Here is a 9,487-nt window from a genome sequence, read left to right as displayed (position 1 = left end):
GTGGGCTCGGAGATGTGTATAAGAGACAGGGCCAAGCAGCTCAAGGCCAAGGACATGGACATCGCGCTGACCGACAGGGCCAAGTCACTGCTGGCCAAGCGCGGCTTCGACCCGGTGCTGGGTGCGCGTCCACTGCGGCGCACCATCCAGCGCGAGATCGAAGACCAGCTCTCGGAGAAGATCCTGTTCGAAGAGTTGGGTCCTGGTCAGCTGGTCACCGTCGATGTGGAGAACTGGGACGGCGAGGGTGCGCATGAGAACGCGGTGTTCACCTTCGCCGGCAGCCAGAAGCCGGCTGAGGAGTCGGCCGACCTGGCCAAGGCCGGTGCGCCGACCGCGGAATAGTTGCCGAGTAGTCGCGAAAGCCCCCTTTTCCGTAAGGAATTGGGGGCTTTCGCGTCTGCTCGTCGCTAGTGCTGCGTTGGCAGCAGGCCGAACGCCTGCTTGGCGACCTGCAGCATCCAGCTGCCGACGCTCTTGCCGTGATCACGCGGCCAATTGAGCTGGAAGCTGACCACCCACGGCTGACCGCCTCGGTCGACGGCGTACCAGCTGAAGGTCAGATCGCCGGGCAGACCGCCGGCTTTGGCGCCGATATAGGGCCAGTCGGCACGCGGCAGATCGATGCCACGTACCGCCGACAGGATCTCCCGGACCGGTGCTGCCTTGCCCACCGCAGCGCTCTGCAGGGCGACATGTACCCGGCAGATGTCCTCGGCGCTGCCGTACCACTCGGCGCCGTAGGCGGACGCCGGGATGTGCGCGCGAATCGGGTCCGGCTCATAGGGCCGGGAATCGACCTGCTTCAGCAGCTTTGCCCGTTCCTGCGGTGAGCCGTGCTGCCACTGCTCGCGCAGATCGGGCTTGCCCCAGCCCACCGAGAACAGTTCGTACATGGTGGGAAACGGCGTCATGCTGGCCGGGTCGTGGTGACCGGCCGCGGCCAGGGCACGCTCGACCGCTCGGGTGCCCACCCGGCCGATGAGCAGATCGGTGGCCATGTTGTCGCTGGTGGCGATCATCTTCTCGGCCGCCCTGCGCACCGAGACATGGGCGCCGTCGGGCAGCTCCTCCAAGCCGGACGAGCCGACCGCCTTGGCCCGGGCGGTGATGGTCAGCGGGTCGTCCCACGACAACGTCCCGGCCGTCACCTCGTTGGCCACCGCCAACAGCACATACAACTTGAAGATCGATGCCAGCGGCAGGGATTGGGTGGTGTTGGCGCCGGCGATCGGCTTACAGAGGCCACCTTCGATCCGCGACGCCTGGTAGGAGTAGCGTGCGCCGGTCTTGTTCAGCACCGCATCGAGGTCATGCCAGGAGCCGATGGTCGGAGCCTCGGTGGTCGGTTTGAACAGGTCCACCATGCCGTTGTCGTCGGTGCGAAGCCTGATGTCTTGGCGGGCACCGTACGAGGTGGTCAGGTGCAGGGTCGCCGCGCCGGCTCGAATGTCGACGCTGTCGAGGTGAAACGGCCGGTCCCACCACAGCGATTCCATGGTCGCGACCACCTGCTCGACCTTGTCCGGTGCGGCCAGGGTCGCCACCCCGATCGGACCGATCGGCCAATCGGAGTTCAGCATGTCCATGGTCTGCTTAGCGCGCAGGCCCGGCGGAGTCTTGGTCGAAATCGTCACGCCGCTGTCGGAACCGGCGTCGGCGGGAGATGCGGGGGAAGGAGCGCAGCCGGCGGCTGCACCGGCGGCAAGGGGAACCAGGGTCAGCGCGGTCGTCCATGCCGCCAGGTGGCGCCACACGGGGCTATGCCTGTGCGGCGGTTCCGGCGACGTCAAGCACGACCTCGAACTCCAGCAACGATGCTCCGGTCGCCACCGGCTTGGCCCGCTGCCCGGCGTGAGCCTCGACGGCCGGCCCCTGTGCCCAGGCCTGGAACGCTTCGTCGGACTCCCAGTGCGTCACGACGAAGTAGCGGTCGTCGCCCTTGACGGGGCGCAGCAGCTGGAAGCCAAGAAAACCGGGCTGGTTCTCCACCGCGTGCGCGCGATTTGCGAACCGTTTCTCCAGTTCGGGCCCGGCGTCGGCGGGCACCTCGATTGCATTGATCTTCACCACTGACATGGGCCTAGGCTACCGTGCCCCGGGTGGGGATCGCGTCGACGGAGCTGCTGACCTACCGCGGGGGACACGGGGCGCCGCTGGTGCTGGTCCACGGATTGATGGGCCGGGGCACCACCTGGCCGCGGCAACTGCCGTGGCTGACCAGGCTGGGTGCCGTCTACACCTACGACGCCCCCTGGCATCGCGGTCGTGAGGTCGCCGACCCACATCCGATCTCCACCGAACGCTTCGTCGCCGACCTGGCCGTCGCCGTCGAGCAGTTGCCCGGCCCGGTGCGGCTGATCGGTCATTCGATGGGCGGATTGCACTCGTGGTGCCTGGCCGCCCGGCATCCCGAGCTCATCTCCGCGCTGGTGGTCGAGGACATGGCGCCGGACTTCCGGGGCCGCACCACCGGTCCGTGGGAGCCGTGGGTGCGTGCCCTGCCCATCGAGTTCCCCAGTGCCGAGCAGGTGGTCGCCGAATTCGGTGATATCGCCGGGCGGTACTTCCTGGAAGCCTTCGACCGCACCGAGACCGGGTGGCGGCTGCACGGCCGACCTGAGTGGTGGTTGCGGATCGCCGCAGAGTGGGGCACTCGCGACTACTGGGAGCAGTGGCTGAACGTGCGCTGCGAAACGTTGTTGATCGAGGCCGGCAACTCGGTGACCCCGCCGGGGCAGATGCGAGAAATGCACCGTCTCGGGGTGGACAGCACCTATCTGCACGTCCCCGATGCGGGCCACCTGGTGCACGACGAGGCGCCCCAGATCTACCGCGAAGCCGTCGAGTCGTTCCTGTCCTGACCGGGCAGCGCGAAGCGGCCGTCGGCGAGCTGCTCCACCAGGCCGTCGCCCAGCAGTGAGGTCAGGGCGCGTTCGCGTTGCACCGCGTCTACCGGCCAAGCCAGGTCAAGGTCGGCGCGTGTCACCGCAACGGCGTTGTCCCGCAAGACATCCAGTAGTCGCCCGCGGGCCTGACGGTCGGTGCCGGCATAGCGTTGAGCCGGCCTTTTGGGGCCGGTGCCTGGCGGCGAACCGGCAAGCCGCCAGCTGCAGCTGTGTTGCAGCGGGCAGCCGTCACAGCGTGGCGATCGCGCGGTGCACACGATGGCGCCCAACTCCATCAGCGCCGCGGAGAACCTGGCGGCCCGGTCGGGCTCGGGCAGCAGGGCGGCCACATCGGCGTTGTCGCGCTTGGTCGAGGGGGCTGCGGCGTCAGCCTGACCGTGTACGGCGCGCGCCACCACCCGGCGCACATTGGTGTCCACCACCGGAACGGGCTTTCGGTAGGCGAAGCAGGCGACGGCGCGTGCCGTGTAGTTGCCGATCCCGGGTAGCTGCTCCAGGGTGTCGACGTCGTCGGGGACCGTATCGGCGAAGTCGCGGGCGATCACGGTGGCGCATTCGTGGAGCCGTTTGGCGCGGCGGGGGTAACCGAGCTTGCCCCAGGCCCGCAGTACATCGGCCTGAGTCGCGGCAGCCGTGGTCGATGGCGTGGGCCAGCGTGCTACCCAGTCCGGCCAGATCGGCAGCACTCGCGAAACCGGGGTCTGTTGCAGCATGAACTCACTGACCAGGATCTGCCACGGCGTGACATCGCCTGCCCGCCAGGGCAGATCACGTTCAGCGGCCGCGAACCAGTTGAACAGCTGGTGAAATTCGATCCTGGGGGCGCTCTGCGAGCGATTCACAGGCAGAATGTCGGGCATGCCCAATTCAAACCCGATCTCAGCGTGGAAAGCACTCAAGGAGGGTAACGAGCGCTTCGTCGCGGGCGAGCCCAGCCATCCCAGCCAGGATGTCGCGCGGCGCGCTGCCCTGGCCGGCGGCCAGAAGCCCACTGCGGTGGTGTTCGGCTGCGGGGACAGCCGGGTGGCCGCCGAGATCATCTTCGACCAGGGGCTCGGCGACATGTTCGTGGTCCGCACCGCCGGCCACGTCATCGACTCGGCGGTGCTGGGCTCGATCGAGTTCGGTGTGGCGGTGCTCGACGTACCGCTGATCGTCGTCCTGGGCCACGACAGCTGCGGTGCGGTCAAGGCCACTTTGACCGCCCTCGACGAAGGCGTGGTGCCGGGCGGCTATCTGCGTGACATCGTCGAACGGGTGACGCCGTCGATCTTGGTGGGCCGCCGCGATGGCCTCACCAGTGTCGACGAGTTCGAGACCCGCCACGTCAACGAGACCGTGACGCAATTGGCTGCGCGCTCGACGGTCATCGCCGACCAGATCAAGGCAGGGACGTTGGCGATCGTCGGCGCCACCTACCACCTGGCCGACGGCCGAGTGCAGGCCCGCGAGCACCTCGGCGATATCGGCGATTACGGCGCCGAATAGTCCCCGAAGGTCACAACGCGGCTACGACACGCCGGGACGGGTCGAACAACTCGCGGTGAGGTCGTCCTACCGTGAGAACGTGCTCGATTTGGAACCGCAGGGTCCGCTGCCTTCGCAGATCTACTGGCGACGACGTGGCCTCGCGCTGGGCATTGCGCTCATCGTGATTGCAGTCGTGTCGGCCATCATTTTCGGCGTCGTTCACGGCAGCAACGCCGGTGCCGACAATGCCGACGGGAAGAAGTCCACCGCCGCGCAGCACGCCAAGCCACAGAACCCCTCGCCTGAAGAGGTCAAGACGCCTGTGGTGGCTCCTGCGGAGCAGGCGCCACCCCAGGTGCCGACCCCGACCGCCGCGGTGACGCCACCGCCGGTGCTCAAGGAAGGCGACGACTGTCCCGACTCGACCCTGGCGGTCAAGGGTCTGACCGGCCCGCAGTACACGGTGGGTGAGCAGCCGCAGTTCACCATGGTGGTCACCAACATCGGCTTGGTGGCCTGCAAGCGGGACGTGGGTGCCGCGGTATTGGCTGCCTACGTCTACTCGCTGGACAACCAGCGGCTGTGGTCGAACCTGGACTGCGCGCCGTCCAACGAGACCCTGGTGAAGACCTTCGACCCCGGCGAGCAGGTCACCACCACGGTGACCTGGACCGGAATGGGCTCGGCACCGCAGTGCCCGTTGCCGCGGCAACCGATCGGACCGGGGACCTACAACCTCGTCGTCCAACTCGGCAACCTGAGATCCGCGACGGTTCCGTTCATGCTTATCGAGCCCTCGCAGGACGTCCCGCCGCCGGGGCAGGACATGCCCCCGCCGGACGCGCCGCCGCCGGGTAACTAGACCGCCGTCAGGCCCGGTCCAGTAGCTGCGGCGGTGCCACATGACCGCCGCGCCGGTCGGCGATCTGGACCAGGTGGTGCAGCGCGGCAACGATGTTGGCGGCCGGCACCGTACGCAGGCCACCCACGGTTGCCGGAGCACCCGGGGGAGTCAACGCGGTGGTGAATCCGAGCCGGGCCGCCTCGGCGAGCCGCCGGTCCATCCCGCTGACCGGGCGCAGGTCACCTGCGAGGCCTACTTCGCCCAGCACCACGGTGGTCGCCGGCAGCGGCAGGTCCGCATAGGCCGATGCCAGCGCGATGGCGACAGCCAGATCCGTAGACGGATCAGTCAAACGCATACCGCCCACCGTGGACAGGTAGATGTCGCCGGCCGCGATCGGAAGCTCGGCGTGTTTGTCCAGCACGGCGGTGATCATCGCGGCCCGGGCGTGGTCGATGCCGCTGACTGCCCGGCGCGGCGAGCCGCCCGCCGGTTTGGCCAGCAGCGCCTGCACTTCGCCGATCAGCGGGCGCTTGCCGTCCAGTGCGACGGTGATCGCGGTGCCGGGCACCGGCTCGCTGCGCTGCTCCAGGAACAGCCCGGACGGGTCGGCGATTCCCTCGATGCCGTCATCACGGAGCAGGAAACAGCCCACCTCGTCGGTAGCGCCGAAACGATTCTTGACCGCCCGCACCATCCGCAGCACCGAGTTGCGGTCACCCTCGAAGTGCAGCACCACGTCGACGAGGTGCTCCAGTGAACGTGGGCCCGCGATCGCGCCGTCCTTGGTCACGTGCCCGACCAGGACCAGCGCCACATCGGCGCTCTTGGCGGCTGCGGTCAGCGCGGCCGTCACGGCCCGCACCTGGGTGACCCCGCCCGCCACGCCGTCGGTGTCAGCGGCAGCCACAGTCTGCACCGAATCGACCACCACCAGGGTGGGCCGTACCGCCTCGATGTGGCCCAGCACCGTCTGCAGGTCAGATTCGGAGGCCAGGTAGATCTCGTCGTGGGTGCATCCGGTGCGCTCGGCGCGCAGCCGGATCTGCCCCGCGGACTCCTCCCCGGAGACGTACAGCGCCCGGCGCCCGGCCAGCGCCCAGCGGTGAACAACCTCAAGCAGCAGTGTCGATTTGCCGACACCGGGATCGCCGGCCAAGAGGGTGACCGAGCCGGGGACCACCCCGCCGCCCAACACCCGGTCGAGTTCGGTGACGCCGGTCGGCGCCGGTCGTGCGCGACCGGCCTCGATGGAGCTGATCGGCACCGCCGGCCGGGCCGGTGTCGCCGGCCGTAGCCCACCTGCCGGTGCTGCCGCTTCGCCTACCGGGTCGATGCCGCCCCAGCTGCCGCACTCCGGACAGCGGCCCAGCCACTTGGCGGTGGTGTTGCCGCATTCCGAACAGCGAAAGAGCGAACGTGCCTTGGCCACTCGGCGACCGTATCGCCTGGGTCCGACAGTGCCTGCCGCGACGGCTGCGTCAGTGGTGCGAAAGAGGTCCGGCCGAGATCGGCACGTCCACGCGCACCTCACCGGCCTTCTTGAAGTCGAAGGTGAAGTCGTAGGTGAGCCCGTTGCGGATCGCCTTGTCCAGGGTCACCGTCGCAGTGGCGGTGTTGGCGTTAGCCACCTCGGGCAGCGCCTTGGCGGCGGGTGCCGTCGGCAGGTCGGGGCCGGCCGGGGCGCTGACCACCAGGACGCCGCCGACGGGCACGGTCTTGCTGCCGGTCGGTGACACCTTGCCGATCGAGGTCCTGATGTCGCTCAGCTCGTCATTGGAGTCGGGTGACTGGTTGCTGACCACGAACACCAGGTCGACGGTCTGGCCAGGCTCCAACGCGTCGCCGGTCTGGGTCGCCTGGATGCGTACGTCGCGCAGGGCCAGATCGCCGACGTCGGCTGAGGCCCCATTGACCGCGGACGCCTGGTCAGCGGTCTGAGAGATCTGACCGGTACCGCAACCGGCCAGCGCCGCTGCCGCGATCAGCGCGATCGCAGCCTTGTTGAAGGCCCTGTTGAACGAGTTCACGTGTGGTCTCCTGCTCGGCTGTCGCGACTTGTGACTATGCACTGTAGTAGCAACCATCTGCCGGCGGTAGCGCAGGGTTACCGGTCGCCCACGACCCCCGTCGACCAGCCCTGATCAGGCTCCGATCAGGTTCGACCCAGCACGCTTCCGCCGTGATGTCAACCCCCCTCCCGGGGTCGCAGTGCCCCTGACCTGCACCGTTGGTGGTCGGGTGTTGGGGCGCCGTGTTAGTATGGGGTAGCGAAAGGGGCTCAAATCAGATGATCTTTAAGGTCGGAGACACCGTCGTATATCCACACCACGGTGCAGCGTTGATCGAGGCGATTGAAACCCGGGCCATCAAAGGCGAGCAAAAGGACTATCTGGTCCTCAAAGTGGCGCAGGGCGACCTCACTGTTCGAGTTCCCGCTGAAAATGCCGAATATGTCGGTGTGCGTGACGTTGTCGGCCAGGAAGGTCTGGACAAGGTCTTCCAAGTGTTGCGGGCCCCGCACACCGAAGAACCGACCAACTGGTCGCGGCGTTACAAGGCCAACCTGGAGAAGCTCGCCTCCGGCGATGTGCACAAGGTAGCCGAGGTTGTTCGTGACCTGTGGCGGCGTGACCAGGAGCGTGGCCTGTCCGCCGGTGAGAAGCGGATGCTGGCCAAGGCGCGCCAGATCCTGGTCGGTGAGCTGGCCCTGGCCGAGAACACCGATGACGCCAAGGCGGAGACCATCCTCGACGAGGTGCTGGCCGCAGCGTCCTGAACCGCAGTGTCCTTACCGCGTCGTTCTGAGCGACCGGGGGTCCGGTGCCAAGCACAGTAGCCGTGGTGCCGGCCGCCGGTTCGGGTCGGCGGCTGGGTGCGGGAATACCGAAGGCATTCTTCCTGCTGGGCGGCGTGACGCTGGTTGAGCGCGCCGTAGCAGGCCTGCGCGAGTCCGGGGTGATCGACCAGGTCGTGGTCGCCGTGCCGCCGGATCGCACTGACGAGGCCAAGCTGATCCTCGGTGGCACCGTGACCGTGGTCGCCGGCGGTGCAGACCGCGTCGATTCCGTTCGGCTGGCGCTGGCCGCCACCGGAGAGCCCGATTTCGTGCTGGTCCACGATGCCGCACGTCCGTTGACTCCGCCCGGACTGGTGGTCCGAGTGGTCGAGGCGCTGCATGCCGGGTACCGCGCTGTCGTTCCGGCATTGCCGGTCGCCGACACCATCAAAGCGGTCGACGCGAATGGAACGGTCCTGGGCACGCCCGAGCGGGCCGGCCTGCGGGCCGTGCAGACCCCACAGGGTTTCGCCGCCGACCTGCTTCTGCGGGCCTACCAGCAAGCCGGTGCGGGCACGCAGTTCACCGACGACGCCGCGATGGTCGAGAACGTCGGCGGCCAAGTGCAGACGGTCGAAGGCGATCCCTTGGCCTTCAAGATCACCACCGCGCTGGACGCGGTACTGGCCGAGGCGGTGGTCAATAGGTGAGTGCGCTGCCGCGGGTCGGCTTGGGCACCGACGTGCACCCGATCGAGCCGGGCCGACCGTGCTGGCTGTTGGGGTTGCTGTTTCCCGGCGCCGACGGCTGCGCCGGGCACTCCGACGGCGATGTGGCCGCACACGCCCTGTGTGACGCGCTGCTGTCGGCGGCAGGGTTGGGGGACCTCGGGGCGGTGTTCGGCGTCGACGAGCCGCGCTGGGCGCACGTAACCGGTGCTGTGATGCTCGGCCACGTGCGCGAGCTGCTCACCGAGAGCGGGTTCGTGATCGGGAACGCCGCGGTGCAGGTTATCGGCAACCGGCCGAAGGTGGGGCCGCGCCGTGCCGAAGCGCAGCAGCTGCTGTCGGAATTGCTGGGCGCACCGGTTTCGGTGTCGGCGACCACCACCGACGGCCTGGGGCTCACCGGTCGAGGTGAGGGACTGGCCGCGGTGGCTACCGCGTTGGTGGTGCCTAAGTAGTCAGCTCGGTGGCTTTAGCAGCCGAAGCCGAAGATCGCGCCGATGATGCCACACGGAACCTCGGTGGCCACCGCCGTACCAATCTGAACGCCGGCGTCCGCGCCGGCGTTGGCGGCTTCGGCGCCCATGTCGGCGCCAAGCTCAGGCAGGGTGTCGAGCAGCGCACCGGAAGTGGTGATCGCGGTGTCGGCTAGGGCGTTACCGATGGCGTCCCCGGTCGGCCCCAGCACCAAGTCGGGATCCACGGTGGACAAGAAGTCGATATTGCCCAGGTCAAAAGGCAGATCCTGTCTCTTATACAC

General features: G+C 68.1%; 12 protein-coding genes and 1 pseudogene. 7 read left to right on the top strand and 6 right to left on the bottom strand.

Annotated features, from left to right (window positions below):
• Positions 1-345 (top strand): annotated as a pseudogene (locus tag LI94_RS18640) (NDP-hexose 4-ketoreductase); the annotation flags it as partial.
• A 65-nt stretch (positions 346-410) separates the two neighbouring features.
• Here the strand turns inward: LI94_RS18640 and LI94_RS18635 are convergent.
• Together LI94_RS18635 and mhuD are read right to left on the bottom strand one after the other, a co-directional pair.
• The gene (locus LI94_RS18635) at positions 411-1,745 is read right to left on the bottom strand and encodes a serine hydrolase (RefSeq protein ID WP_239651270.1); all 1,335 of its coding nucleotides are present in this window, start codon (positions 1,743-1,745) and stop codon (positions 411-413) included.
• A gap of 16 nt (positions 1,746-1,761) precedes the next feature.
• On the bottom strand, positions 1,762-2,079 hold the full coding sequence (gene mhuD / locus LI94_RS18630; RefSeq protein ID WP_024442369.1) for a mycobilin-forming heme oxygenase MhuD: 318 nt from the start codon (positions 2,077-2,079) through the stop codon (positions 1,762-1,764).
• A 23-nt stretch (positions 2,080-2,102) separates the two neighbouring features.
• Here mhuD and LI94_RS18625 point away from each other — a divergent pair, with 23 nt between their 5' ends.
• Positions 2,103-2,864, top strand: coding sequence for an alpha/beta hydrolase (locus tag LI94_RS18625; protein WP_255351900.1), 762 nt, complete (start codon positions 2,103-2,105; stop codon positions 2,862-2,864).
• On the opposite strand, the gene LI94_RS18620 is transcribed toward LI94_RS18625, so the two are convergent.
• Positions 2,831-3,769 (bottom strand): A/G-specific adenine glycosylase, encoded by a 939-nt coding sequence (locus LI94_RS18620; protein WP_024442371.1) that lies wholly within the window; start codon positions 3,767-3,769, stop codon positions 2,831-2,833. The two genes, LI94_RS18625 and LI94_RS18620, sit on opposite strands and share 34 nt — an antisense overlap.
• Between LI94_RS18620 and LI94_RS18615 the strand changes: the two genes are divergently transcribed.
• Together LI94_RS18615 and LI94_RS18610 are read left to right on the top strand one after the other, a co-directional pair.
• On the top strand, positions 3,768-4,397 hold the full coding sequence (locus LI94_RS18615; RefSeq protein ID WP_024442372.1) for a carbonic anhydrase: 630 nt from the start codon (positions 3,768-3,770) through the stop codon (positions 4,395-4,397). The genes LI94_RS18620 and LI94_RS18615 overlap by 2 nt on opposite strands.
• Positions 4,398-4,476: 79 nt before the next feature.
• Positions 4,477-5,241 carry a hypothetical protein gene (locus LI94_RS18610; RefSeq protein WP_046302114.1) on the top strand — a complete coding sequence of 255 codons (765 nt, stop codon included), beginning with the start codon at positions 4,477-4,479 and terminating at the stop codon, positions 5,239-5,241.
• 7 nt (positions 5,242-5,248) lie between these two features.
• Here the strand turns inward: LI94_RS18610 and radA are convergent, their stop codons facing one another.
• Together radA and LI94_RS18600 are read right to left on the bottom strand one after the other, a co-directional pair.
• Positions 5,249-6,655 (bottom strand): DNA repair protein RadA, encoded by a 1,407-nt coding sequence (gene radA / locus LI94_RS18605; RefSeq protein ID WP_024442374.1) that lies wholly within the window; start codon positions 6,653-6,655, stop codon positions 5,249-5,251.
• Between the two features lie 49 nt (positions 6,656-6,704).
• On the bottom strand, positions 6,705-7,253 hold the full coding sequence (locus LI94_RS18600) for a hypothetical protein (protein WP_024442375.1): 549 nt from the start codon (positions 7,251-7,253) through the stop codon (positions 6,705-6,707).
• Between the two features lie 260 nt (positions 7,254-7,513).
• On the opposite strand from LI94_RS18600, the gene carD reads away from it, so the two are divergent.
• Genes carD through ispF form a run of 3 tightly spaced genes read left to right on the top strand, consistent with a single transcriptional unit; the run spans position 7,514 to position 9,185 of the window.
• On the top strand, positions 7,514-8,002 hold the full coding sequence (gene carD, locus LI94_RS18595; RefSeq protein WP_024442376.1) for an RNA polymerase-binding transcription factor CarD: 489 nt from the start codon (positions 7,514-7,516) through the stop codon (positions 8,000-8,002).
• Positions 8,003-8,046: 44 nt separating this feature from the next.
• Positions 8,047-8,712: a 2-C-methyl-D-erythritol 4-phosphate cytidylyltransferase gene (ispD, locus tag LI94_RS18590; RefSeq protein WP_024442377.1), complete on the top strand. Its 666-nt coding sequence runs from the start codon at positions 8,047-8,049 to the stop codon at positions 8,710-8,712.
• Positions 8,709-9,185 carry a 2-C-methyl-D-erythritol 2,4-cyclodiphosphate synthase gene (gene ispF / locus LI94_RS18585; RefSeq protein ID WP_046302113.1) on the top strand — a complete coding sequence of 159 codons (477 nt, stop codon included), beginning with the start codon at positions 8,709-8,711 and terminating at the stop codon, positions 9,183-9,185. Before ispD ends, ispF begins: the two co-directional genes overlap by 4 nt.
• 14 nt (positions 9,186-9,199) lie before the next feature.
• Here ispF and LI94_RS23935 read toward each other — a convergent pair.
• On the bottom strand, positions 9,200-9,487 hold a 288-nt coding region (locus LI94_RS23935), incomplete at its 5' end, for a hypothetical protein (RefSeq protein ID WP_192831002.1).

The organism is Mycobacterium sp. UM_Kg27 (genome assembly GCF_000972905.1).
Taxonomy (GTDB): Bacteria; Actinomycetota; Actinomycetes; order Mycobacteriales; family Mycobacteriaceae; genus Mycobacterium.
The sequence above is the reverse complement of the archived record's forward strand: the minus strand, read 5'-3'. Positions and strand labels throughout refer to the sequence as shown.

What these genes read in the sequence shown, in the direction of transcription:
- LI94_RS18615 (WP_024442372.1), top strand. Translation starts at nt 3,768, where the DNA reads ATGCCCAATTCAAACCCGATCTCAGCGTGGAAAGCACTCAAGGAGGGT.
- LI94_RS18620 (WP_024442371.1), bottom strand. Translation starts at nt 3,769, where the DNA reads ATGCCCGACATTCTGCCTGTGAATCGCTCGCAGAGCGCCCCCAGGATC.
- carD (WP_024442376.1), top strand. Translation starts at nt 7,514, where the DNA reads ATGATCTTTAAGGTCGGAGACACCGTCGTATATCCACACCACGGTGCA.
- mhuD (WP_024442369.1), bottom strand. Translation starts at nt 2,079, where the DNA reads ATGTCAGTGGTGAAGATCAATGCAATCGAGGTGCCCGCCGACGCCGGG.